At 63.3% G+C, this 24,917-nt stretch carries 22 protein-coding genes; 14 read left to right on the top strand and 8 right to left on the bottom strand.

Features of this window, described 5'->3' with window-relative positions; genetic code table 11:
• Positions 1-101: 101 nt before the first annotated feature.
• Complete coding sequence (locus BJD99_RS01755) at positions 102-1,676, bottom strand: adenylate/guanylate cyclase domain-containing protein (RefSeq protein ID WP_084345098.1); 1,575 nt, start codon at positions 1,674-1,676, stop codon at positions 102-104.
• 42 nt (positions 1,677-1,718) lie between these two features.
• Here BJD99_RS01755 and nucS point away from each other — a divergent pair, with 42 nt between their 5' ends.
• Both nucS and BJD99_RS21135 read left to right on the top strand, forming a co-directional pair.
• Positions 1,719-2,390 (top strand): endonuclease NucS, encoded by a 672-nt coding sequence (gene nucS, locus BJD99_RS01750; RefSeq protein WP_084345089.1) that lies wholly within the window; start codon positions 1,719-1,721, stop codon positions 2,388-2,390.
• Positions 2,391-2,437: 47 nt separating this feature from the next.
• Positions 2,438-2,755: an ATP/GTP-binding protein gene (locus BJD99_RS21135; RefSeq protein ID WP_084345097.1), complete on the top strand. Its 318-nt coding sequence runs from the start codon at positions 2,438-2,440 to the stop codon at positions 2,753-2,755.
• A gap of 15 nt (positions 2,756-2,770) precedes the next feature.
• Here the strand turns inward: BJD99_RS21135 and BJD99_RS01740 are convergent, their stop codons facing one another.
• Together BJD99_RS01740 and mce are read right to left on the bottom strand one after the other, a co-directional pair.
• Positions 2,771-3,706: a hypothetical protein gene (locus BJD99_RS01740; protein WP_084345088.1), complete on the bottom strand. Its 936-nt coding sequence runs from the start codon at positions 3,704-3,706 to the stop codon at positions 2,771-2,773.
• 45 nt (positions 3,707-3,751) lie between these two features.
• On the bottom strand, positions 3,752-4,231 hold the full coding sequence (mce, locus tag BJD99_RS01735) for a methylmalonyl-CoA epimerase (RefSeq protein ID WP_084345087.1): 480 nt from the start codon (positions 4,229-4,231) through the stop codon (positions 3,752-3,754).
• 95 nt (positions 4,232-4,326) lie between these two features.
• On the opposite strand from mce, the gene BJD99_RS01730 reads away from it, so the two are divergent.
• From BJD99_RS01730 to BJD99_RS01720, 3 genes are all read left to right on the top strand, one after another.
• Entirely contained in the window at positions 4,327-5,517 is a 1,191-nt protein-coding gene (locus BJD99_RS01730) for an acetyl-CoA C-acetyltransferase (RefSeq protein ID WP_084345086.1), read from the top strand.
• A gap of 103 nt (positions 5,518-5,620) precedes the next feature.
• Complete coding sequence (locus tag BJD99_RS01725) at positions 5,621-5,989, top strand: DUF3817 domain-containing protein (RefSeq protein ID WP_084345085.1); 369 nt, start codon at positions 5,621-5,623, stop codon at positions 5,987-5,989.
• Between the two features lie 112 nt (positions 5,990-6,101).
• Positions 6,102-6,995 carry a tetratricopeptide repeat protein gene (locus tag BJD99_RS01720; protein ID WP_084345096.1) on the top strand — a complete coding sequence of 298 codons (894 nt, stop codon included), beginning with the start codon at positions 6,102-6,104 and terminating at the stop codon, positions 6,993-6,995.
• Positions 6,996-7,013: 18 nt separating this feature from the next.
• Here the strand turns inward: BJD99_RS01720 and BJD99_RS01715 are convergent, their stop codons facing one another.
• Genes BJD99_RS01715 through BJD99_RS01705 form a run of 3 tightly spaced genes read right to left on the bottom strand, consistent with a single transcriptional unit; the run spans position 7,014 to position 12,694 of the window.
• On the bottom strand, positions 7,014-8,468 hold the full coding sequence (locus BJD99_RS01715; protein WP_084345084.1) for a metallopeptidase: 1,455 nt from the start codon (positions 8,466-8,468) through the stop codon (positions 7,014-7,016).
• The gene (gene glgB / locus BJD99_RS01710) at positions 8,469-10,673 is read right to left on the bottom strand and encodes a 1,4-alpha-glucan branching protein GlgB (RefSeq protein WP_084345095.1); all 2,205 of its coding nucleotides are present in this window, start codon (positions 10,671-10,673) and stop codon (positions 8,469-8,471) included.
• An 11-nt stretch (positions 10,674-10,684) separates the two neighbouring features.
• On the bottom strand, positions 10,685-12,694 hold the full coding sequence (locus BJD99_RS01705; protein ID WP_084345083.1) for a maltotransferase domain-containing protein: 2,010 nt from the start codon (positions 12,692-12,694) through the stop codon (positions 10,685-10,687).
• 220 nt (positions 12,695-12,914) lie between these two features.
• On the opposite strand from BJD99_RS01705, the gene glgP reads away from it, so the two are divergent.
• Positions 12,915-15,494 (top strand): alpha-glucan family phosphorylase, encoded by a 2,580-nt coding sequence (gene glgP / locus BJD99_RS01700; protein WP_084345082.1) that lies wholly within the window; start codon positions 12,915-12,917, stop codon positions 15,492-15,494.
• Positions 15,495-15,512: 18 nt separating this feature from the next.
• Here glgP and BJD99_RS01695 read toward each other — a convergent pair whose 3' ends face one another.
• Positions 15,513-17,561 (bottom strand): ATP-dependent DNA helicase, encoded by a 2,049-nt coding sequence (locus BJD99_RS01695; RefSeq protein ID WP_084345081.1) that lies wholly within the window; start codon positions 17,559-17,561, stop codon positions 15,513-15,515.
• Positions 17,562-17,632: 71 nt separating this feature from the next.
• Positions 17,633-18,919 carry a nicotinate phosphoribosyltransferase gene (locus BJD99_RS01690; RefSeq protein WP_256895327.1) on the bottom strand — a complete coding sequence of 429 codons (1,287 nt, stop codon included), beginning with the start codon at positions 18,917-18,919 and terminating at the stop codon, positions 17,633-17,635.
• Positions 18,920-19,047: 128 nt separating this feature from the next.
• Between BJD99_RS01690 and clpS the strand changes: the two genes are divergently transcribed.
• The 8 genes from clpS to BJD99_RS01650 all read left to right on the top strand — a co-directional run bounded on the left by clpS (position 19,048) and on the right by BJD99_RS01650 (position 24,913).
• Entirely contained in the window at positions 19,048-19,413 is a 366-nt protein-coding gene (clpS, locus tag BJD99_RS01685; RefSeq protein ID WP_256895315.1) for an ATP-dependent Clp protease adapter ClpS, read from the top strand.
• A gap of 102 nt (positions 19,414-19,515) precedes the next feature.
• Positions 19,516-20,076: a DUF2017 domain-containing protein gene (locus BJD99_RS01680; RefSeq protein ID WP_084345079.1), complete on the top strand. Its 561-nt coding sequence runs from the start codon at positions 19,516-19,518 to the stop codon at positions 20,074-20,076.
• 6 nt (positions 20,077-20,082) lie between these two features.
• Positions 20,083-21,147, top strand: a complete 1,065-nt coding sequence (locus tag BJD99_RS01675) for a P1 family peptidase (RefSeq protein ID WP_084345078.1) — start codon at positions 20,083-20,085, stop codon at positions 21,145-21,147.
• A gap of 46 nt (positions 21,148-21,193) precedes the next feature.
• On the top strand, positions 21,194-21,841 hold the full coding sequence (locus BJD99_RS01670) for a rhomboid family intramembrane serine protease (protein WP_179142143.1): 648 nt from the start codon (positions 21,194-21,196) through the stop codon (positions 21,839-21,841).
• A 102-nt stretch (positions 21,842-21,943) separates the two neighbouring features.
• Positions 21,944-22,702, top strand: coding sequence for a cyclic nucleotide-degrading phosphodiesterase (locus tag BJD99_RS01665; RefSeq protein ID WP_179142142.1), 759 nt, complete (start codon positions 21,944-21,946; stop codon positions 22,700-22,702).
• Positions 22,703-22,723: 21 nt separating this feature from the next.
• Entirely contained in the window at positions 22,724-23,509 is a 786-nt protein-coding gene (gene rph, locus BJD99_RS01660; protein ID WP_084345076.1) for a ribonuclease PH, read from the top strand.
• Positions 23,502-24,113: an RdgB/HAM1 family non-canonical purine NTP pyrophosphatase gene (gene rdgB / locus BJD99_RS01655; RefSeq protein ID WP_084345075.1), complete on the top strand. Its 612-nt coding sequence runs from the start codon at positions 23,502-23,504 to the stop codon at positions 24,111-24,113. The genes rph and rdgB overlap by 8 nt, the downstream gene beginning before the upstream one ends.
• A gap of 11 nt (positions 24,114-24,124) precedes the next feature.
• Positions 24,125-24,913, top strand: a complete 789-nt coding sequence (locus BJD99_RS01650; RefSeq protein WP_256895314.1) for a triacylglycerol lipase — start codon at positions 24,125-24,127, stop codon at positions 24,911-24,913.
• Positions 24,914-24,917 lie beyond the last annotated feature (4 nt).

Here is a 24,917-nt window from a genome sequence, read left to right as displayed (position 1 = left end):
GACGGCACTGCTTCGATGGCGCACCGACGCTATCTGATCGTATGAATGGACCATTGAAGCAATCAGGGGGGTGGCGCAGCAACACTCACCCTCACACCTCCTTACGAGCCCCGATCCGACTCGGCCGGCTGCTTCGGGCTGGCGAGGACGGTGTGAACTGATCGTCCGCGCAATGTGACGCTGTCGCCGAGGTCCCAGAGCGACGCTTCTGCCTGCGTGGCGTTGTCGACCGTTGCCTTCGATGCGAGGATGGCACCAGGAGCGTTCTTGGCGAGTTCGGACAATCTGGCAGCTTCGTTGACCGGGTCACCGATGACGGTGTATTCGAAGCGCGACTTCGCTCCCACGTTGCCGGCCACGGCTCGGCCGGATGCAACGCCCACTGCTGCACTGCATTCGGGGACTTCGTCGAGCAATCGGGTACTGATTTTTCGGGCCGCCGCTAGTGCGGAACCGCAATGGTCTGACATTTCGCCGGGCGCACCGAAGATCGCGAGGGCGGCGTCGCCCTCGAATTTGTTGATGAAGCCACCGTGGTCGTCGACCTCGTCGACGACGACCGCGAAGAAGCGGTTGAGAAGGTCGACGACCTCTTTCGGGGGACTGGATGCGGCAAGCTCCGTCGAACCGACCAGGTCGATGAAGAACACCGCGATGTCGCGTTCTTCGCCGCCCAGTTCCGAGGTCTTGCTGAGAGCAGCCTCTGCGACTTCCTGTCCGACGTGGCGGCCGAAGAGGTCGCGGATCTTCTCACGCTCGCGGATTCCGTCTGCCATTCTGTTGAAGCCGCTTTGTAGCTCACCCAATTCGGTTCCGTCGTATACAGCCAGATGGACGTCGAGGTTTCCGCGTTCGACTTCTGCCATCCCGGATCTGACGTTGCTGATGGGTGCGGTCGTGGCAAATCCTCCGAGAAGTGTCAGAAAGAACCCGAAGATGAGCGTGATTCCGCCCAGCGCCAGAATCGCGACTGCCAATTGACCCGATGCGGTGTAGTACGGCCGGATGAAACTGAAGATCGCGATGATCATCAGACCCGCTACTGGCACTCCGGTTCCGAGGATCCAGGAGAGGATCGATCGGCCCATCACTCCGGCGATCCGAATCCGCCGTGGATCGCCTGCCTCGAGTGCGCGGGCGGCAGCGGGGCGCAACGCGAATTCGCTCAACAGATAGCTGAAAGCGCAGACAACTGTTCCGCCTGCACCGATAGTGAATGCCACCTTGGGAATCGATTGAGGATCGATGATGCCGTCGATTGTGGTGATCAGAATCAGGCCGACGGTCCACAGAAGGATCTGCACTCGGGTCAACTGCCAAGGCATCGACAACGTGTTGACCTGTTCTCGGCGTGTCGGCGGACGGTCCTCGACTGCCCACCGGAGTGCTCGGAGTGCTCTCGTCGTCCCCCATAGCACCCCGACGACGAAGGACAGTAAGACGTATACCGGAACGACTATGAAGTTGACCCACCAATATTTCTCGACGAGAACATCCGGCCCGGGAACGACGACACTGACCAAAGTGACGACGATGACGGCGCCGATCAGATTTGCCCCGAGCAGGAACGTAGTCAGCAGCAGTTGCACACGTATACGACGGCGACGGGGTGATTCGGATATGTCGCCGAGTAGGCGGGATCCGAGAGGCGCGACGGATCGTCTCGGTTGCGGCATGGTGGTCATAGACTAGCGGGCGCTCTGGCTTAGGGTGGGCGAGTGCGTCTCGTAATTGCTCGTTGCCAAGTGGACTATGTCGGCCGCCTCACTGCCCATCTTCCCCCTGCACGTCGGCTTCTTCTGGTGAAGTCCGACGGCTCGGTGAGTGTGCATGCGGACGATCGCGCGTACAAGCCGTTGAACTGGATGAGCCCGCCGTGTTGGATGGCCGAGACGACCGAGTGCGAGACGATCAAGTGGGTCGTGACGAACAAGGCCGGCGAGGAACTTCGAATCACGATCGACGATGTCGAGCTCGACTCGAGTCATGAGCTTGGTATCGATCCCGGCTTGGTGAAGGACGGGGTCGAGTCCCACCTTCAGGAGTTGCTCGCCGAGCATGTCGAGACACTCGGTACCGGTTACACGCTTGTGCGTCGCGAATACATGACGGCCATTGGGCCGGTGGATCTTCTTTGCCGCAATGCCGACGGAGGAACGGTGGCCGTGGAGATCAAGCGGCGTGGCGAAATCGACGGGGTCGAGCAGTTGACACGCTATCTCGAACTGCTGAATCGGGATCCGGTGCTATCGCCGGTCAGTGGAGTGTTCGCGGCACAAGTGATCAAGCCACAAGCCAAAACACTGGCCGTCGACCGCGGAATCCGATGCGTGACGCTCGACTACGACGTGCTGCGAGGGACCGAAAGCACCGAGTTCCGCCTGTTCTGATTCGTGTGCCGTCGCAGTCGCTCGAACGTTTCTCTTACACTCGTACTGTGCCTCGACGGAACCACGACCGCAAAGCGGTCCGCAAGAAAGCAGCAGGATCTCCGGATTCGCTTCTCGGCGGCGCCCGGGTAGAGGGCGGACCGGCGGGATGGTCCGATGAGGAATTCACTTTTCGGACGGTGCCCGGAAACAGAGCCACGAAGACGTATCGCTGTCCAGGCTGTGATCACGAGGTGCGGCCGGGTGTCGCGCACGTGGTCGCGTGGCCGTCGGACGACCTGGGAGGCCCGGAGGACCGACGGCATTGGCACACAGGGTGTTGGTCTGGCCGCGGCACGAGGGGCCTGACCAGGCGCTGGTCGTAGCCAGCGCCCGGCGACTCAGGATGACGTGGAGGCCTTTTCCTTCCCGAGATCGACCGCGTCGTCCTTGGCCTTCGTGGAAGCGGTGGGCTCGGCTGCGTCGAGCAGTTCGCTCTCGCGGTTGACCGACGCCAGCATTGCGGGCACGGAGTCGAGTTGGCCACGAATACCGAGCAGCTGAGCGAGCACTCGGCTGCGCAGTACTCGTAGTTCCTCGGCCAGTTCCTTCGAGTGCGCGATCCGTCGTTCGGCCTGTTCGGTCGCGGCCTGCAGTCGGCGGGTCGATTCTTTCGTGGCCTCTTCGATGCGGTGTGCAGCGTCGGCCTTGCTCGATGCTTCCAGGTCTTCGAGAGCCGCGAGGATCTTGGTGCGGCGGTCGGCCATCGTGATCTCGAAATCCTCTTGAACCTTGGCGCGCTTGGCCTCGGACTCGGCGGCGAGCTGATCGCGCTCGGACTGCGCTGCCTCCACCACGCGTGCTGCCTCGGTACGCGCCTGAGCCATCGTCTGCTCGTGCTCGGTTTCCAGCGCAGAACGACGCTCCTCCAACTCCGCGACGAGTGATTCGTGACGGCCGCGCAGACGCGCGCTTTCTTGCTCGGCGACCGAGACCATCTCCTCGGACTCGGCGTGCGCCTTGGCCCGAACTTCGGAGGCCTCGTCGGATGCGAGTCTGAGCATCCGCGAGATCCGGTCACTCATTCCCTCTGCAGTGGTAGGAGGCACCGACAGTCGGTCGATGTCCTTGCGCAGTTCGTCGATCTCGTCACGAGCATCATCGAGTTGTTTGGCCAGGTCGCGGGCTTGGGCTGCAGCGGCATCGCGATCCGCGGTAGTCAGCCGAAGCTCGGCGTCGAACCGTTCGAAGTAGTTGGTGACTTCGTCGCGATCGAATCCTTTTCGTACGAGAGAGAAAGGAAGTTGCACCCCGGTGCGATCTTGCTCGTTTGCCATGGCGGTCAACTTACCTTTGCCAGGTTTTCAGGGCCATACGGTGGGTCAATGAACTGATATCTCGGATGGTTCCACCAATTCGATGAGTACGCCACCGGCATCTTTGGGGTGAATGAAATTGATCCGTGAATCTGCGGTGCCGCGACGAGGTGCGTCGTAGAGCAGCCGAACTCCACGACTGCGTAGTTCGTCAGAGATTTCCTCGATGCTGCTGACCCGGTATGCCAGTTGCTGCAGGCCGGGTCCGCTACGGCCGATGAACTTGGCGATGGTCGACTCCTCGTTCAGCGGTGCGAGCAACTGAAGTGCGGCCGACGCCGAAGTGGCACCGGGAAAGGACAGCATGGCTTCGCGGACGCCCTGCTCCTCGTTGACTTCTTCGTGTGTTGCCACCATTCCGAGATGTTCGGTGTACCAGGCAATGGCGACGTCGAGGTCCGGCACAGCGACGCCGACGTGGTCGATAGCCGTCACCAGGTCGGATCGGAGTGGGGCACCCGTGGGAGACTGCGTGGTGGAGGTCATGCAGTCGACGTTAGCGTCAGCTGGATCGAATCGCTCACTGGGGCTGTTGTAGAGATCGACGACTCACTTTTCGTGCAATTGGTTGGAGGAACATTGTGACCACTTCTGTCATCATCGCCGGGGCTCGCACACCGGTAGGCAAGCTGTCCGGGGCGTTGAAGGATATGTCCGGTTCGGACCTCGGCGGTATCGCGATCAAGGGTGCGCTCGAGAAGGCCGGTGTCGCCCCGGAACTCGTCGAGTACGTCATCATGGGCCAGGTTCTCACCGCAGGTGCAGGTCAGATCCCTGCTCGCCAGGCCGCTGCTGCCGCCGGTATTCCGATGGACGTGCCTGCACTGACCATCAACAAGGTGTGCCTTTCCGGGGTCGACGCGATCGCCCTCGCTGATCAGCTGATCCGGGCAGGCGAGTTCGAGGTCGTCGTTGCCGGCGGTCAGGAGTCGATGACCCAGGCGCCGCACATGCTCGAAAAGTCTCGCGCGGGCTACAAGTACGGCGACGTGACGATGCGCGATCATCTGGCCTACGACGGCCTGTACGACGTCTTCACCGATCAGGCGATGGGTGGACTCACCGAATCACGCAACGAAGGCCCCACTGCCAGCACTCGTGAGGAACAGGACGCGTTCGCGGCCACGTCTCATCAGCGCGCGGCTGCGGCATGGAAGAACGGGATCTTCGACGACGAGGTCGTTCCGGTCAGCATCCCGCAGCGCAAGGGCGACCCGATCGTGGTGTCCCAGGACGAAGGCATCCGCGCCGATACGACCACCGATACCCTCGCCAAGCTTCGGCCAGCGTTCAGCAAGACCGGCACGATCACCGCGGGCAATGCGTCGACCATCAACGACGGTGCTGCAGCTGTGATCGTCATGAGCCGCGACAAGGCAGAGAGTCTCGGGCTGACGTGGATTGCCGAGATCGGTGCGCACGGTGTCGTCGCAGGCCCGGATTCCTCGCTGCAGAGCCAGCCCGCTCGGGCTATCGCCAAGGCGTGCGCCAAGGAAGGGATCGATCCTAAGGATCTCGATCTGATCGAGATCAACGAGGCTTTCGCTGCAGTAGGTATCGCCTCCACCCGTGAACTCGGCATCGACGAGGCCAAGGTCAACGTCAACGGTGGGGCAATCGCTATCGGTCACCCCCTGGGAATGTCCGGTGCACGTATCGCGCTGCATCTCGCCCTCGAGCTCGGACGACGTGGCGGAGGAATCGGCGCGGCAGCATTGTGCGGTGGCGGCGGACAGGGCGATGCGCTGATCGTTCGAGTACCGAAGTCCTGACGTTCGGTCTGGTCTCATTTCGCGCTCGCTGCTTCTGCTCGGGCGTCGAAGTGAGACCAGACCCACTACGCTCTGTCGTAGTCGATCGGGCACAATGGGGCGCATGCTGACCTTCTTCGATCTGAGCACCACGGCCAAGCGATTCCGATTTTTCGCAGTACTCGAGGCGTTTACCTGGCTGGGACTCTTGGTTGGAATGGCCTTCAAATGGCTGCCTGCAGACGGCAACGAGATCGGTGTCAAAATTTTCGGACCGATACACGGCGCGGTGTTCGTGATCTACGTCCTGATCTCGATCCTGACAGCAGTCAAACTCCGCTGGGATATCAAGACCAGCGTGCTCGCCCTTCTTGCCAGCATTCCGCCGTTCGGTACCGTCGTCTTCGAGATCTGGGCCACGCGAACAGGCCGTCTCGCCGAGCTGAGTTCCTCCGAACCTGCTCTCGCCAGGGGCGCAGGCACGCCCTCGTAGTTCTCGCGAGTACCAGCAGTAGTGAGTCTTCACCGTTAGTGACAAACTGTAGGGCGTGACTCGTCCCGGTTCTCACTCTTCAGCCCGTCCGCCAACTGCCGTCCCGGCATCCATCGCAGGGGCCGTCGACCTCTCCGCTCTGAAGGATCGTCCGGCGCCGCCGCCTGCCGCTGGAAGCGACGACTCTTCAGCAGGATTGGCTCCCATCGTCGATGTGACGACTGCCAACTTCGAGGCGGAGGTCCTGCAGCGGTCCTCGCAGGTCCCGGTGATCGTAGATCTCGGATCGGCTCGGTCGCCACAATCTGCTGCGCTGACTCGGCAACTGGGCCAGCTGGCGCTCGAGGCGGGCGGTGCTTGGGTGCATGCGCGGGTGGATGTCGACAGCAACCCTCAGATTGCGCAAGCCTTCGGCGTCAAGGCCATTCCGACGGTCATCGCGGTAGCAGCTGGACAGCCCCTTGCTGATTTCGAGGGCTCGCAGCCCGATGAACAGCTGCGCAAATGGCTCGAGGCTGTCGAGCAGGCGACGGCGGGCAAACTCACCGGCCCGCCCAACGCGCGCGGCGACGCGGGCGAGGATGAACCCGAGCCGGAGGATCCGCGTTTCGTCGCTGCCGAGGAGGCAATAGACGAGGGGGACTTCGTCGCTGCCGAAGCTGCATATCAGGCGATCATCGACGCCGAGCCGTCGAACACGGAGGCGCTTGCTGCGCTTCGGCAGGTGCGCTTTCTCGCACGAGTCCAACACGTCGATGTCGACGCCGTGGAACGCGCAGATTCGGCGCCGTCCGACGTGACGGCTCAGATCGAAGCTGCTGACGTCGAGCTGTCTCAGCAGAAACCCGAAGCTGCGTTCGCACGGCTCATCGCCGGCATCAAGAAGACCGCAGGTGACGAGCGCACGCAACTGCGGACGCGCTTACTCGAACTCTTCGAGTTGTTCGATGCTGCGGACCCGATCGTGGTGGCTGCCCGTCGAAAGCTGGCTTCTGCGCTGTATTGATTTTCGGCTATGTGCTGGTCAGCGGTAGCGGGTGTTGCACTGCTCGCGTCCGCCCAGCACACCCGACCGGAATGCGTCGACGCGAGAGAATCCGCTGGGAAGGGTCACTCCGTCGATATCGCTGGCAGTCAATCCGTCGCTCAGTAGGCCCGACACGGCCTCGTCGAGGTCGCCAGGGGAGAGCCACACTTCCAACTCCGAAGTGCTGGTTCGGTTCTCGGCGCTCAAGCCTGCGGTGATGACACCGGCCAGGCAGGCCGATCGCAACGCAGTCTGTGGGTTGTCGAGCGGTTGGCCTGCCTCGTTCTGGACGGCAAGCGTGTATCGCGAAGCGAACAGCACATACGCGCTGTAGTCGCCGGATACGTTGAGGGGAATGACGTCTCCGCGCCGTGGACGTTCGGCGGTGCCGAGCTCGGCGAGGGCGTCGACGTCCACGCCGATGGTGTTGGTCGAGGCGCAGTACGACACCGGCTCGGTCGAGGTGCCGTCCGGACAATCGGTGTCCGACCCGGCATAGGTGACGGTGGGTGGGTTCTGCAGTGTCAGCAGGCTTTCGAACGACCTGACGAATGCCTCCAGCGTCTCCACGGTGACCGGAAGCTCGCCGTCGTCGGCGGCGTTGCTGAACTGCTGGGGGAGATCCGCTCGGCGCGATTCGATCTCGGCTTCGTCGATCTCGGTACAGGCCGCCGCTCCGTCGGTGAATCCGATCTGTACTGCGGTGACACGTTCGAAGGCGGTGCCGTGGACCGAATCCGGATCGTTGGGATCGACGTCGCGGACTGCGACGGTTGCGGCGAGTACGCCGTTGAGGCCGTCGGAGGTGTTGATGGTGAAATGTGTCGAATCCCCTTCGGCGACATGCCGAACGAAGGCACCGGCGAAGCAGTCGGCCTGCTGCTCGGCAACGATCGTCGGGGTTTCCTCGCCGATCAGACCGGACTGATACTGCACGGCATGGCCGTATTCGTGTGCGATGACCATGACGACCGACATCGGACCGAAGGCGTCGATCAATGCGGGCAGCAGAATCGTTCGATCCCAGCCGATGGTGTCGTCGCGAGAGCAGTACGCAGCGTTGGGAATTCCGCCGGTCCTGTCCCCGCAGAACCTGATGCCTTCGTCCTCGTCTTCGCCTGCGTCCCAGGAGATGAGTGCCGACACAGGGGCGAAGGTGCCCTTGAACAGTTCCGGGTAGGTCTGTGCCCAATACCGCTGGATGTCGTCTATGGCGTCAGTGGCGAGAATGTCGGAATCCGTGCCCTCGGCATTGCGCACCTCGAGCGTCGAGTGCGGTGCTCCCGGACGCGGCCCGCTCGGCCCATCCGTGACCGGTAACCCAGCCACGGTGAAAGGGTTGTCGTAGATCGACACTGCCCGGCCTTCGACCGAGGAACCACATCCACTCACTACCATCATGGTGATCACGGCGGTCATCCACAGTGTGTGTCGGGTACGACCGCCACTCATTCAACGCTCCAGTTTTATCCAAATCGCGCCGTGGGCGGGAAGCGCCACCTGTGCGGAAGACGGTCGACCGTGCCACGAGTGCGATGTTGCGGTTACTTCTCCGAGATTGCCGACCCCCGAACCGCCGTAGGATTCTGCGTCCGTATTGAGGATCTCGATCCAGCGACCAGGCTCCGGTAGTCCGACACGATAGTCGCCATGTACGACTCCCGAGAAGTTGAAGATACACGCGACAACAGATCCGTCCGCGCCGTAGCGCAAGAAGCTGAGCACGTTGTTCTCGGTGTCGTTGGCATCGATCCACGAATACCCGCTGGGGGACGTGTCCAGAGTCCAGAGAGCAGAGTTCGCCCGGTAGACGGAGTTGAGGTCACTGACCAAGTTCAGTACCCCGCGGTGCAGACCGTCGTCGTTATGGTCGTCGAGTTGGTACCAGTCGAGCCCGCGCTCCTCGGACCACTCACGGGTCTGACCGAACTCCTGACCCATGAAGAGCAACTGCTTGCCGGGGTGTGCCCACATGTACGCAAGCAGACCGCGCATCCCAGCAGCTTTGGTGAAGTTGTCCCCGGGCATGCGTGACCACAACGTGCCTTTGCCGTGGACGACTTCGTCGTGACTGATCGGCAAGAGGTAATTCTCACTCCACGCGTACACCAACGAGAACGTGATCTCGTGATGGTGAAAGCTGCGGTGAATCGGATCGCGCCCGAGGAAGTCGAGCGTGTCGTGCATCCAGCCCATGTTCCACTTCATGTTGAAGCCGAGGCCACCGACACTGGTCGGACGGGTGACGCCGGGCCACGCAGTGGACTCTTCGGCGACGGTGACGACGCCCCGGTGCTTCTTGTGCACTGTCGCGTTCATTTCCTGCAGAAACGACACCGCTTCGAGGTTCTCGCGGCCGCCGTAGATGTTCGGCGTCCAACCACCCTCGGGACGGGAGTAGTCGAGGTAGATCATGGATGCGACGGCGTCGACGCGTAATCCGTCGATGTGGAACTCGTCGAGCCAGTACAGCGCGTTGGCGACCAGGAAGTTCCGTACCTCGCGACGACCGAAGTCGAAGACCAGCGTGCCCCAGTCGAGTTGCTCGCCGCGTTGAGGATCCCCGTGCTCGTAGAGCGGGCCGCCGTCGAAACGGGCCAATGCCCACTCGTCCTTCGGGAAGTGAGCGGGCACCCAATCGACGAGGACGCCGATCCCTGCCTCGTGCAGGTGATCGACGAAGAAGCGGAAATCGTCGGGGCTGCCGAACCGTGAGGTCGGGGCGTAGTAGGACGTCACCTGGTAGCCCCACGACCCACCGAACGGGTGCTCGGCGACCGGCAACAATTCGACGTGGGTGAATCCGGTTTCGAGCATGTACTCGGCCAGTTGCACAGCCAATTGGCGGTAGTCCAGGCCGGGGCGCCAGGAGGCCAAGTGCACTTCGTAGACGCTCATCGGTGCCTGAGTCGGCTCGATCTCCGCGCGTGCTGCAAGCCAGTCGTCGTCGGACCACTCGAACGTGGAGCCGGCGACGATCGATCCGGTGGCAGGTGGAATCTCGGTAGCGAATGCCATCGGATCCGCCTTGTCACGCACAACGCCATCGGACCCGTGAACGCGATACTTGTAGATGGTTCCAGGTCCGACATCGGGAACGAACAGCTCCCAGACACCGGTGGATCCGAGCGCACGCATAGGCCAACTCTGACCCGACCACCCGTCGAAACTTCCGACTACGGTCACGCCCGCGGCAGCCGGCGCCCACACTGCGAACGAGGTGCCGCTGACGTCGCCGTCCGGGGTGGTGTAGTTCTGCTCGTGGGCACCGAGGATGTCCCACAGCCGCTCGTGCCTACCCTCGCCGAACAGGTGCAGGTCCAGTTCTCCCAGCGTGGGGAGGAACCGGTAACCGTCGGCGGACTCGGCGGTGTATCCGCCGGGCCAGGTGACGACTAGTCGGTAGTCCATCGAATCGGTGAACGGTACGACGACGCTGAACACGCCGTGCGCAACATGAGTCAACGGATGGTCGACGCCGCCGATGCGCGCGACAACCGACTCCGCGTTCGGCTTGAGGGCGCGAATGGCCGTTCCGCCGGGCACTGGGTGTGCGCCGAGCACCGAGTGCGGATCGTAATGTCTGCCTTGGGCGAGCAAATCGAGATCATTGCTGCTCGGTGAGGCAATATCGGTTGTCGTCGGGTTGTCGGTCACGATTTTCCCACTCACTTCCGGTTGCCGCGGTATGCCAGTTCGAGCCGTGCCGGATACGGAATCGGCGGTAGCGCCAAGATGTGCGCCACTGACTTCCACGGTTCCAATCTGACGAAATTGGTCTGTCCCCAATTGAATTGCTGGCCACTGACTTCGTCGGTGACGGTGAGGCTGTCATGCCAGTCGTGTCCGAGCTCAGGCATGTCCAACCAGATGGTGCCTTCTTCCGGTCCGAACGGATCGAGGTTGATCACCACGAGAACCGAGTCGCCGGTGACCGGATCGAACTTCGAGTAGGCGATCAGCGCGTCGTTGTCGACATGGTGAAAATGGATGTTGCGCAGCTGTTGTAGAGCCGGGTGCGCCCGCCGGATCGAATTCAGCGTCGCCAACCACGGCTCCAATGATTCGCCTCGGGCCAGTGCGCCTTCGAAGTCTCGGGGACGGAGTTGGTACTTCTCCGAATCGAGATACTCCTCGCTGCCCGGACGTACGGCTTGGTGCTCGAACAATTCGTAACCCGAGTACACCCCCCATGTGGGCGACAGGGTTGCCGCCAGCGCAGCACGAAGCGCGAACATTCCGGGCCCACCGGTCTGGAGGCTTTCGTGAAGGATGTCCGGGGTGTTGACGAACAGATTCGGCCGCGCATCGTCTGCGCGTCGGGCATGCTCCTCGGCGAACTCGGTGAGCTCCCACTTGGCAACCCGCCACGTGAAGTACGTGTAGGACTGAGTGAAGCCACGCTTGGCCAACCCGTACATCCGCGCAGGCCTGGTGAAAGCCTCGGCGAGGAACAGCACCTCCGGATGAGACTTCTTGATCTCGGCGATGAGCCATTCCCAGAAATCTGGTGGCTTGGTATGTGGGTTGTCCACTCGGAAGATCTTGACTCCCAGCGCAATCCAATGTCGAGTGACGCGCAGAACCTCGTTGTAGATGCCGCGGCGATCGTTGTCGAAGTTGACCGGATAAATGTCCTGGTACTTCTTGGGGGGATTTTCGGCGTAGGCGATCGTGCCGTCGGGAAGGACCGTGAACCACTCCGGATGGGTCGCTGCCCACGGGTGGTCCGGGGCTGCCTGAAGCGCCAAATCGAGTGCGACCTCGAGATCGAGTGCATTGGCAGCTTCGACGAACGCCCGAAAGTCGTCTTCGGTCCCGAGCTCGGGATGGATTGCGTCGTGTCCGCCGTCTTTGGAACCGATGGCCCACGGTGAACCGACGTCGTGTGGCGCCGGGGTCAGCGTGTTGTTCGGTCCCTTCCGATTGATCTCACCGATCGGGTGGATCGGTGGAAGGTAGACGATATCGAATCCCATGCCGGCAATGCGGGGGAGTTGTTCGATGGATGTGGCGAACGTGCCATGACGGGGTGTGCCATCTTCGTTCCATCCACCTGTCGACCGGGGAAAGAACTCGTACCAGGCGCCGTTGAGCGCGCGGTTGCGATCCACCCAAACATTGATGGCGGGGGAACGCGTCACCAGCTCGCGCAGCGGGTACTCGTGCAGAAGATCTGCCACTGCCGGTGTGAACGCCGACGCGACGCGAGCCGGAAGCTGACGGGCGGTGTCGCGCAGCGCAGTGACGACGTCGACGAGAAGCGCTCGTTCCTCGCTGGGCACACCCTTGGCGGCGCGCTCGAATACACGTGCACCGATTTCCAAGTCGTTGGCCAGCTCGGTGGCGCTCTGACCCACGCCCAGTTTGGCTTCGAGTGCATGCTTCCACGTCGAGACGGGATCGCTCCACGCCTCGATTCGGCAGATCCAGTAACCGGGGGTGCTCGGAGTGAAGAGTGCGTCGAACGTATCGGGTTCGCTACCCGGGGTCATGGTGATACGCAGTGGGGTCCGAACTCCGGGGCCACGAACTGCGAGCGTTGCGGCAACCGCGTCGTGACCCTCTCGCCACACATCCGCCGAAACCGGAAATGCTTCGCCTACCACCGCTTTCGCGGGGTATTTTCCGGTGCTCGTGTCTGGAAGGACATTGTCGATACCGAGTCGACCTGTCACTTCACACTCCGTTCTTCGCTCCGTTCGGCCGGTCGCATCGGGTGCGACGGCCGAGTAACTGATGGTCGGCGTGCTCTCGTGAACAACCGTAGTGCAGACAGCGGCGCTGTGCCTGTGTCAGCGGCCTCCGTCGGCGATTTTCGGCTGTCCGTCGGTCGTTCCCCACCGGTAGCACCGGTGAGTCCGGCCATGCACGGACAACGTGGGTAGTGTTCGTTTCGTGAAAGCCTTGCGTCGGTTCACTGTCCGAGCCCACCTGCCCGAGCGTCTGAATGCCCTAGCGGAGCTTTCGACAAACCTCCGCTGGTCGTGGCACCCACCTACTCAACAACTCTTCGAGGAAATCGACCCAGCGCTCTGGGTCGAACTCGATCGCGATCCCATCGCTCTGCTCGGAGCGGTCGCGCCGAAGCGCCTGGAAGAACTTGCAGACGATCCGACTTTCGTCGACCGCCTTGCGGTAGTGTCCGGCGATCTGTCGGACTACCTGACTCGTCCACTCTGGTTCCAGAAGAAGCAGCGCACCGATTCTTCGCTGCCCACCGGCATCGGTTACTTCTCGATGGAGTTCGGTGTCAGCGAGGTCCTGCCCAACTACTCGGGCGGACTCGGCATCCTTGCGGGCGACCATCTCAAAGCCGCGTCCGACTTGGGCCTGCCGTTGATCGGAGTCGGCCTTCTCTACCGATCCGGATACTTCCGGCAGTCACTGACCGCCGACGGATGGCAGTCCGAGCGCTACCCATCGCTCGATCCGCAGGGCCTGCCCCTGCGTCTGCTCACCGACTCGTCCAATGCGCCGGTCCTCATTCACGTGTCGATGCCGGGAGAGCGGGTCCTGCGAGCCCGGGTATGGATCGCGCAGGTGGGACGCGTCCCCTTGCTGTTGTTGGACTCCGATATCGCGGACAACGATCCGGAACTTCGAGGTGTGACCGACCGCCTGTACGGCGGAGACCAGGATCATCGCATCAAGCAGGAGATCCTGGCCGGAATCGGCGGGGTACGTGCCATTCGTGCTTACACGCACGCGCACGGTTTGCCGGACCCCGAGGTGTTCCACATGAACGAGGGGCACGCAGGGTTCCTCGGTGCCGAACGCATCCGCGAACTCGTCACCGGCAAGGGATTGGACTTCGACTCCGCCCTCGCATCGGTGCGAGCGGGAACCGTGTTCACCACCCACACGCCGGTGCCCGCGGGCATCGACCGGTTTCCGGCCGATCTGGTCCGGCACTACTTCGGCAGCGACGCCTCCGCCGACTCGGCCTTGCTGCCAGGTTTGCCGATGGACCGCATTCTGGCGCTGGGCGGTGAGCCCGACCGGTCGGTGTTCAACATGGCGCATATGGGCCTTCGTCTGGGCCAACGTGCCAACGGTGTCTCGAAGCTGCACGGGATCGTCAGCCGGGGCATGTTCAACGATCTGTGGCGTGGATTCGACGTATCGGAGGTACCGATCGGTTCGGTCACCAATGGTGTTCACGCGCCTACCTGGGCCGCGCGCGAGTGGATGGAACTGGCGAACGACACCGTCGGTGCCGATGCGCTGGAGGAAGCACGCGGCTGGGAACAGTTGCAGAACGTCCCGTCCGAAAAGCTGTGGTCGACGCGAAACGATCTTCGGGGTCAACTCGTCGACGAAGTTCGCCGTCGGGTGCATCGATCGTGTGTGGAGCGAGGCTCGACCGAGGCTGAACTTGGTTGGACCTCAGGGGTTTTCGATCCGAACGTACTGACGGTCGGATTCGCGAGACGAGTGCCGACGTACAAGCGTCTGACGTTGATGCTGCGCGAACCGGAACGACTGAAGAGGCTTCTCCTCGACCCGGACCGTCCAGTGCAATTGGTCGTTGCCGGAAAGTCCCATCCTGCGGACGACGGTGGCAAGGCTCTCATCCAGCAGATAGTTCGGTTCGCCGATGCCGCAGATGTTCGCCATCGCATCGTGTTCCTACCGGACTACGACATGTCGATGGCTCGATACCTCTACTGGGGCTGCGACGTCTGGCTCAACAACCCCCTTCGCCCACTCGAAGCCTGCGGAACCTCAGGCATGAAGTCCGCGTTGAACGGTGGTCTCAACCTGTCCATCCGCGACGGATGGTGGGACGAGATGTACGACGGCGAGAACGGCTGGGCCATACCGACTGCCGACGGCGTGACGGACGAGAGCCGCCGCGACGACCTCGAAGCCTCGGCGCTCTACGAGTTGCTGGAGCAGTCGGTGTTGCCCAAATTCTACGACCGCACCGACGGTGTGCCGACTCGCTGGATCGAGATGGTTCGCCACACCCTCGAGCATCTGGGGCCGAAGGTGCTGGCGTCGAGGATGGTTCGTGACTACACGCTCGGTTACTACGCACCGGCCGCGACCGCGGCGCGCACAGTCGACCGCGACGAGTACACAGGCGCGAAGGACGTCGCAGCGTATCGCCGACGGGTCGAGGACGCGTGGCATTCCGTCGAGGTCGTCCAGGTCGACAGCGAAGGCCTGCCCGACACCCCGGTCATCGGCGCGAAGCTCACCTTGCGGGCGTACGTCCGACTCGGAGGTCTTTCGCCGTCGGACGTCGTCGTTCAGGCTGTGCTCGGCCGGGTTACCGACGACGAGGATCTGATCGACACCCGAACTGTGGTCATGACGCATTCAGGAACGGACTCGCTCGGGGAGGTCTTCGAGACCGACACCGCTCTGCCGGTCAGCGGGGCAGTCGGTTACACCGTACGAGTGCTGCCGCACCATCCGTTGTTGGCCGGTGACGCCGAATTGGGTTTGGTGAAATCGCCGAATCCGTAACCCGTTCCGCGAAGTTGGCTACCTTCCGGAAAGGCGGGTGAGGGCTTTGCGCACTACCTCAGGGTCGGACGTCTCCCAGAACGGGGGAAGCGAGGCCCTGAGGTAGCCGCCGTAGCGAGCCGTCGCAAGTCGGGGGTCGAGCATGGCGACGACGCCTCTGTCGTCGACGCTGCGCAGCAACCGGCCGACGCCCTGTGCGAGCAGAAGCGCGGCATGATTGGCGGCGACCGAGAGGAAGCCGTTGCCGCCACGGGACTCCACTGCCTGTTGCCGAGCCACCAGGAGCGGGTCGTCCGGTCTGGGGAACGGGATCCGATCCAGGATCACCAGGCTGAGCGATGGACCGGGAACGTCCACTCCTTGCCACAGTGACAGGGTGCCGAAGAGCGAGGTTGCCTCGTCCTCGGCGAACTTGGTGACCAACGCGCCCGTGGAGTCGTCACCCTGGCACAGGATCGGTGTGTCCAGCCGCTCGCGCATCGCTTCGGCGGCAGTCTTCGCCGCGCGCATCGAGGAGAACAGACCCAGTGTCCGGCCACCGGCAGCACTGACCAATGCCTCTATCTCGTCCAAGTACTCGGTGGACAGTCCGTCACGGCCGGGAGGCGAAAGATGTTTGGCCACATACAGAATGCCGGCCTTCGCGTGATCGAACGGGGATCCGACGTCGAGCGAATTCCAATGAATCGACGCGGTGTCCGACGGCGGCTGTGCGCCCGACGCCATGGCCGTGTCGCTGCGTGCAGAATTCTCGGCCGGAAGACCCCAATTGATGGCGAGACCGTCGAACGAGCCACCGACAGTCAGCGTCGCCGAAGTCAACACCACGGTCGACTCGGCGAAGAGTCGGCTGCGCAGTAGACCCCCGACCGACAGTGGCGCTATTCGGACGGTGCGTTTGACGTTCCCACGGAAGTCGTCGACTGCATGCCAGACGACGTCCTTACGTTTGGCCGGGTCCGGTTCGTCGAAGGCGGTGAGCACTCGTACCGCGCTGTCGTGGACTTCGTCGATGGCCACGAGGGCCGCATTGCGCGCGGCGGCGGCTTCCGGGTCCGAGGCTGCCATGCTCTGCTTCTGCGGACCGATCGCGGTACGAACGGCCCAGGCGGAGTCTCGAACGGAGGCCAGTGCAGGTCCCACCCCGTCCGGGAGGGCCGACCATCGGCCGGGTGGGAGGCTGTCGAGAATGGCAGCCCAGTTGTCCGCCGCGCCGTCGAGTGCGTCGACGATCTCCTCTTCGATCAGCTTGCCGCACCGGCGAGCAGCAGCGGTGACCGTGGCGGCAGACAGTTCCGAAGTTGCAACGCCGGTGACTCGATCGACGAGTTCGTGCGCTTCGTCGATGACCACCACGTCGTGCTCGGGAAGAATCTGGATTCCGGTGATGGCATCGATGGCCAGCAGTGCGTGGTTGGTGACCACTACGTCCACCTGGGACGCTTCGGTGCGTGCGCGCTCGGCGAAGCAGTCCTCGCCGACGGGGCATCGAGACTTGCCGAGGCATTCACGTGCGGTGACGCTGACCTGCCGCCATGCCTGATCGCTGACGCCGGGGACGACGTCGTCACGGTCGCCGGTATCGGTGTCGGAAGACCACTGCGTGAGCCGGACGACCTCACGGCCGAGGCGTGAGATGGCGAACGCGTCGAAGAGTTCGGCGTCGGGCTTCTCCTCGGATGCTCCGGTGTGAATCTTGTTCATGCACAGATAGTTGTTGCGGCCCTTGAGTATTGCGAACTTCGGCCGCCTACCGATCGCATCCTTCAGTGCATCCGCCAGTCGTGGGAGGTCACGGTCCACGAGCTGACGTTGCAACGCGATGGTTGCCGTCGAGACGACGACGGTGCGCCCGGACTCGACAGCATGTCTGATGCTCGGTACGAGGTACGCCAGCGATTTACCGGTCCCGGTCCCAGCCTGTACGGCCAGGTGCTCCCCGGTGTCGATCGAGTGCGCGACGGCCGATGCCATCGTGAGCTGATTGCTGCGTTCCTTACCTCCCAGCGAGTGCACCGCGACCTTCAGTAGGGCGGGAACTGTGGGGAGCTCGGACTTCGACGGCACCGCAGAAGACTACTGCCACTCACCGACCGGATGGCCATCGACACCGTCCGGCCACCGCCGCGGGCGACGGTTCAGGCGGGGGCTGCGATGAACCGCGTCGACAGTGCAGGTTCGCCCTGCGAAAGTTTGAGTCCTTCCCAGGGGAGACTGACGAGACGCTGTGCGAGCAGTTCTCGTGCAGCGCCCAGTCCCGGTAGCGACGGTTCTTGCACACCGCCGCGTACCAGGGGCTTACACAATTCGATGGCGTCGAGTCCGTCGTCGATCACCGGCGTGCTGCCCACTGGATACACTATTTCTTCGACCGCAGTTCCAGTGGCGCGTGTGGTTCGGATCGCGGCCTTGGCGCCCCCGCGGGACTCCTTGTGGCTGCTGCGTTTGGCGACGGGACGGCCGTCGACCGTGACCAACTTGTAGACCATGCCCGCGGTCGGCGCCCCCGATCCGGTCACCAGCGAGGTTCCGACGCCGTAGCTGTCCACCGGTTCGGCACGTAATGCGGCGATTGCATACTCGTCGAGGTCACCCGATACGACGATCTTCGTTTCCGTGGCACCGAGGTCGTCGAGTTGACGACGGACCTGCCGGGCGAGCACTCCGAGGTCACCGGAATCGATGCGTACTCCGCCCAGGCCGGTACCGGCGACCTCGACGGCATTGGCGACACCGGCAGTGATGTCGTAGGTGTCGACGAGCAGCGTCGTGCCGACCCCCTGACTGCGAACCTGCGCGGCGAAGGCGGCTTTCTCGTTCGGACCATCGGCGTCGGTGTAGAGGAGGGTGAAGGCGTGCGCCGAAGTTCCGGCTCCGGGGACACCGTGGCGTCGTACTGCTTCGAGGTTCGACGTCGCGGTGAATCCGGCGATGTAGGCGGCGCGAGAGGCCGCGACTGCGGCTTCTTCATGCGTGCGACGCGAACCCATCTCGATGAGCGGGCGCGTACCCGCAGAATTCGCCATGCGTGCGGCCGCCGACGCTATTGCGCTGTCGTGGTTGAGAATCGAGAGGGTAAGAGTTTCCAGAACGACGCATTCGGCGAAGGTTCCGTGTACCGACAGCACCGGCGAGCCGGGAAAATACAGCTCGCCCTCCAGGTAGCCGTCCACGTCCCCGCCGAAAGAATAATTCTCCAGCCACTCGAGGGTCTTGGTCGGGAGGAAGGCGGCGAGCGCCTCGATCTCGGCAGGCCCGAAGCGGAATCGCGTCAGTGCCTCGAGGAACCTGGCGGTACCGGCGACGACGCCGTAACGCCGGCCGTTCGGCAGCCGCCGCGCGAAGACCTCGAAACTGCACGGTATGTGCGCAGAACCGTCGGCGAGCGCGGCCGAGAGCATGGTGAATTCGTACTGGTCCGTCATCAGCGCGGAACTGCGTTCATGGTCGCAAAAGTCCGGCTTGGAGATCGAGGCGTCGGTCACAGAGACAACAGTACGAGGCGTAGGGGCGAAGGTGTGTACTACGGCTCTCTCGTCGTACCCTGAGAGGTATGGCTTCATCGACGGCACGACCGACCGTGGGCAGAGCGGTCGCGGTACCGAACTCGTCGATTTCACCGTCGGCGGCATCCCCCCAAGCGGTACCAGCGGAAACAGAAGTGGTGGCACGGGACGAGGCACACGATGTGCCCTGGGTGACCATCGTCTGGGACGACCCGGTCAACCTCATGCACTACGTCACCTTCATTTTTCAGAAGCTGTTCGGATACAGCAAAGCGAAAGCCACCGACCTGATGATGCAGGTTCATTCGGAAGGCAAGGCAGTCGTCTCCAGCGGTGAGCGCGATGCGATGGAGAACGACGTCCGCAAACTGCACGCGGCCGGTTTGTGGGCCACCATGCAACAGGACAAGTAGGGCAACAGGACAAGTAGGGGCAACAGGACAAATAGAGGCAGCAAGCAACATCCGGGCTTCGAGACAGCAGGCCGGCATCCAAGGACGGGGCAGAAGAGCGCAGTGCGCATGTGGAGCAGAAAGAACTCACTCAGCGGGGTCAAGATCCGCTCGGATATGGACGCCAGGGAAGCAACTGTGCTCAGGTCGCTCGTGGAGTCGGTAGTCGGTCTTCTCCGCGATCGAGAAGCCGATGCCCCGACGGACGAGCTGGCGGCGATGACGGGTCTACGAACCGGCCACAGTAGTCCACCCGAAGATGCAGCGCTCGCGCGGCTGCTGCCGGACTTCCATCGCCCGGATTCGAACTCCGACACCGCAAACCTCAACGGTGCGCTTCGCGGATTGCACGAGCCGGAGATCATCGACGACAAGCTCGCTGCAAGCCGAGTCATGCTCGACACGATTCCTACGAACGGCGGAAAAGTCGTCCTGACCCCCGCGCAGGCAGAGTCCTGGCTGATGGGTCTCAACGACGTAAGGTTGGCGCTCGGAACTACACTGGGTATCGACGCAGACACCCCTGAGGTTCTCGACGAGGGGGATCCACGAGCTCCCCATCTGGACGTGTACCACTGGCTGACCTGGATGCAGGATTCGCTCGTCCAGGTCCTCATTCCGTAGGAGTACCTGTTGGGGACGGGTCCGAAGGATGCACTGACCGACGTGTCAGGCCTACTGGTGGGCCATCACCATGAAATCGATCCGGCTGCCGAACTCGGGTACGGCGCGGCCACAGGATGCACGGTGATCCGCGCTCTCGGCGGCGCCGTCGCCGCCGTCGACGTCCGGGGAGGTGGTCCCGGCACCCGTGAAACCGATCTGCTCGATCCGAGCCATTCGGTGCAGCAGGTCAATGCCGTTCTCCTCACCGGTGGAAGCGCATACGGACTCGCCGCCGCCGACGGTGTCATGCGGTGGCTCGAAGAGCACGGACATGGAATTGCCATGGGTAGCCCGGACCAAGTGGTACCGATCGTTCCTGCGGCCGTCATCTTCGATCTGCCGGTAGGGGATTGGTCCATCCGGCCGACCGCCGACTTCGGATATCGCGCAGCAGCCGCCGCTCGAGCCGATTTCGCGACCGGTTCGGTGGGCGCGGGCGTCGGTGCCCGCGCGGGCGTGCTCAAGGGCGGCGTCGGCACGGCGAGCACCGTCATCGAGGGAGGACCTGCCGACGGCGTCACCGTCGGCGCACTGATCGTCACCAACCCGGTCGGTTCGGTGTTCGATCCCCGAACCGGACTTCCGTGGGGAGTCGGGTCGGAAGGGCCCGGTGCGTACCGGATGCGCAAACCCGACGTGCACGAGGTGTGGAACGCCAACGCACTCGCACCCAAGGGCACCGCCCTCAACACGACGATCGGCGTCGTAGGCACCGATGTCGATCTGACGGCGGCGTCGTGCAAACGGGTGGCCGTCGCCGCTCACGACGGCCTGGCACGGGCGATCAGACCTGCCCACTCCCCACTCGACGGCGACACGATTTTCGCGCTGTCGACCGGCACGAGGAAGGTCGTCACGGAAACTGCCATGCCCAAGGCGTTCTCCTCCGACCTGCCGGTTCTTGCCGCAGTGTGCGCGGTTGCGGCCGATGTCGTCGAGCGGGCCATCGTGCGTGCATTGCTCGACGCGACCTCGATTGCCGGTATTGCGACGTACCGTCAGATTTTCCCGTCGGCCTTTGCGCCCTGACCACAGCGGTAGACTTCGAAGGGCAGACCACCTCCTCGGCGCGTGGATGTCGGGGCTGGACGAAAGGCCTAGTTCTGTGACGACGAACCCTTACCTTCCCGCTACCGCACCCAAACGCCCACTGTGGCAGCAGGCCGCGATGTTGATGGGCTCGTTCGTCGTGCTGCTGTGGGTCATCGAGATCATCGACGTCGCCTCGGGTAGTCGCGTCGAGCAGGCGGGGATCAACCCGCGCAGTGTGGACGGTTTGTGGGGAATTCTGTTCGCGCCGGTGCTGCACGACGACTGGGCCCACCTGATCGCGAACACCCTCCCGGTTCTGATCCTCGGATTCCTCGTTCTGCTGTCCGGTCTGGCGCGTGGGTTGATGGCCACGGGCATCATCTGGGTCGTCGGGGGTGTCGGTACGTGGTTGATCGGTGGCGGCAACTCCAACCACATCGGCGCCTCGGTTCTCATCTTCGGTTGGATCGCCTATCTGCTGACGCGGGGAATCTTCACCAGAAACTTGGGGCAACTTGCCGTCGGCGTCGTGGTGTTCGTCATCTACGGCGGCGCGCTGTGGGGCGTATTGCCGAGTACACCTGGGGTGTCGTGGCAAGGCCACCTCTTCGGCGCCGTCGGAGGAGTCCTTGCGGCGTGGGTCCTGTCCTCCGATGCCCGCGAGGCACGTAAGCAGAAATCTCTCGGCTGAGCCCCTCCGCCGACACCCCCACAACGCGCACATGGGTGGTTGACTTCGTAAAAACGTGTCGAACGTTTCGGTGCCGGGCATCGACGTGGCAGCATGACATACATGCGAATTACCGTCCTGGGATGTTCGGGGAGTGTGTCAGGGCCTGATTCCCCCGCGTCGGGTTACCTGCTCGACGAACCGGGAACATCGCCTGTCGTACTCGACTTCGGTCCCGGCGTGCTCGGTGCGCTGCAGAAGTATGCAGATCCCGGTGACGTCAGTGTGTTCCTGTCGCATCTACACGCAGATCACTGCCTCGACGTGCCGGGGCTCCTGGTCTGGCGCAGATACCACCCGAATCCGCCTGCGGGGCGCGCGCTCGTATACGGGCCGAAAGACACCGCTTTCCGGCTCGGCGTCGCCTCTGCCGAATGCGGTGGCCAGATCGACGACATGTCCGACACGATCGATCTGCGTCGCTGGCAGGACGGCAGAACCATCGAACACGGACAGCTCACCGTGCACACCCGCCAGGTCTATCACCCGCCGGAGTCGTACGGCATGCGGATCACGACAGGGGCGGGGAAGCTGTTCGCGTACACGGGGGACACGGGGATGTGTCAGGCAGTCCGCGATCTCGCCCACGGTGCCGACGTGCTGTTGTCGGAAGCATCATGGACGCACCGCTCCGACCGCCCGCAAGGTATCCACCTGTCCGGGACCGAGGCTGGGCAGCTGGCACGTGAGGCCGGCGTGGGTGAGCTGTTGCTGACTCACATTCCGCCGTGGACTTCCCGGGAAGATGTCATCGCGGAAGCGAAGGCCGAGTTCAGTGGTCCGGTGCACGCCGTCCTGCCGGGCGATGTCTTCACCGTCTAGGCCAGGGTTAAGATTGCTGCCGTGTCCAGACGAGAAGACGGCCGAGCGGACGACGAGCTCCGCAACATCAAGATCACCCGCGGATTCACCGACAACCCGGCAGGATCGGTGCTGGTGGAGTTCGGAAACACGCGGGTCATGTGCACCGCGAGTGTCGAGGAGGGTGTTCCTCGCTGGCGTAAAGGCTCGGGCCTCGGTTGGCTCACCGCCGAGTACGCGATGCTTCCCGCAGCAACCCATACCCGCAGCGGACGTGAGTCCGTCAAGGGCAAGGTCGGTGGGCGGACTCAGGAGATATCCCGCCTCGTCGGGCGGTCGCTGCGCGCTTGCATCGATCTTGCCGCCATCGGTGAGAACACCATCGCGATCGACTGCGACGTACTGCAGGCCGACGGCGGCACTCGTACCGCGGCCATCACGGGCGCATTCGTTGCACTGTCCGACGCCGTCACCTACCTGCGTGCGGCCGGTCGACTCGCGGACCCGCAGCCGATTTCCTGTGCCATCGCAGCGGTGAGCGTCGGCGTCGTCGACGGCCGTGTTCGGCTGGATCTGCCCTACGAGGAAGATTCGCGTGCCGAGGTCGACATGAATGTCGTGGCCACCGACACCGGTACTCTCGTCGAGGTCCAGGGCACCGGCGAGGGCGCTACGTTCCCGAGGTCCACTCTCGACAAGCTGCTCGACTCAGCTCTCGCGGGCATCGAGAAGCTTTTCGAGGTGCAGCAGGCTGCCCTCGCCGAGCCGTACCCCGGCGTGCTTCCCGAGCCTGCCGTCGACGCACCGAAGAAGAAGTTCGGTGGCTGATACCAAGCTTCTCGTCGCGAGCCGCAACGCCAAGAAGTTACATGAGTTGCGTCGGGTGCTCGATAGCGCCGGGGTCCTCGGAATCGAATTGGTCGGATTGGACGAGGTGCCCGAGTTTCCCGAGGCACCCGAGACCGGTGCGACGTTCGAGGAAAATGCGCTCGCCAAAGCCCGCGACGGCGCGGCTGCGACCGGGCTCGCTTGTGTTGCAGATGATTCCGGTCTCGAGGTCGACGCATTGAACGGTATGCCGGGTGTGCTGTCGGCGCGATGGTCCGGAGTACACGGAGACGACGGCGCCAACACGTCGTTGCTTTTGGCGCAGCTGGGCGACGTACCGGACGAGCGGCGGGGCGCAGGTTTCGTCTCTGCCTGCGCGCTGGTCGTCCCCGGCGACGTCGAGGCCGTCGTCCGGGGTGAATGGCGCGGCGTCATCGCGCGAGAGCCGTTGGGTGAGAACGGGTTCGGCTACGATCCGATATTCGTTCCCGAAGGGGACGGCAGATCGGCGGCGGAACTGAGCCCGCAAGAGAAAGATGCCGCGTCGCATCGAGGGCGTGCGTTGACATTGCTGATTCCTGCACTCGAGACGCTTACCGGGTAGAGACTGGTCTGGTGAAACGAACAGTCATGGCCGCGGTCCTGGTGGCCGCTGGAATGCTTGCCGCACCGCTTCCGGCAGCAGCGTCCCCGCTGCAGAACTCGTTCGCCGAGGCGACCCTGTACTCCATCGCACACCCGGGTGCGAGCCCTTCGGGTGCCAACGACTACGCGTGTGTCCCGAGTGCCGAACACCCGGAACCGGTCGTGCTCGTCCACGGGTTCCTCGAGAACTCCTACGACAACTGGGCATCGATGGCGCCGGCCTTGAAAGCCGAAGGCTACTGCGTCTTTGCGCTCGATTACGGAGCGCTCGAAGGGATTCCGTTCGGCGGCCTGGGTTCTCTCGAGGACAGTGCAGCCGAACTGGGGCAGTTCGTCGACACCGTCCGGACCACGACGGGAGCGCAGAAGGTCGCCATCGTCGGGCATTCGAAAGGTGGGACCGTACCGCGCTACTACGTCCGGTTTCTCGGAGGTGCGGAGTCCGTAGCTCGAATCGTCGCGCTGTCGCCGCCGAACTATCCGACCCCGGGCCCACCCCCCGACGAGGCTCTTCAGCGTCTCAACGAGGGGAGTGACACTGTTCAGGGAGTGGACTACACAACCATCGTGACCCGCTACGACCAGGTGGTGCCCTATGAGGCGTCATTGCTGACCGGAGAAGGAAACACGAACGTCGTGCTTCAAGACCTGTGCCCAGGCAACGTCACCGAGCACACTGGAATCTCCTACGACCCTGTTGCACAGCAAGTGGTGTCGAACGCGTTGCGCGGTTCCGATCCCACCGAAGTTCGGTGCTGACTGC

The sequence above is a fragment of the Rhodococcus sp. 1163 genome (assembly GCF_002091985.1).
Classification (GTDB): Bacteria; Actinomycetota; Actinomycetes; order Mycobacteriales; family Mycobacteriaceae; genus Rhodococcoides.
Note: the sequence above shows the minus strand (reverse complement) of the source record. Positions and strands in the feature narration are given on the sequence as shown.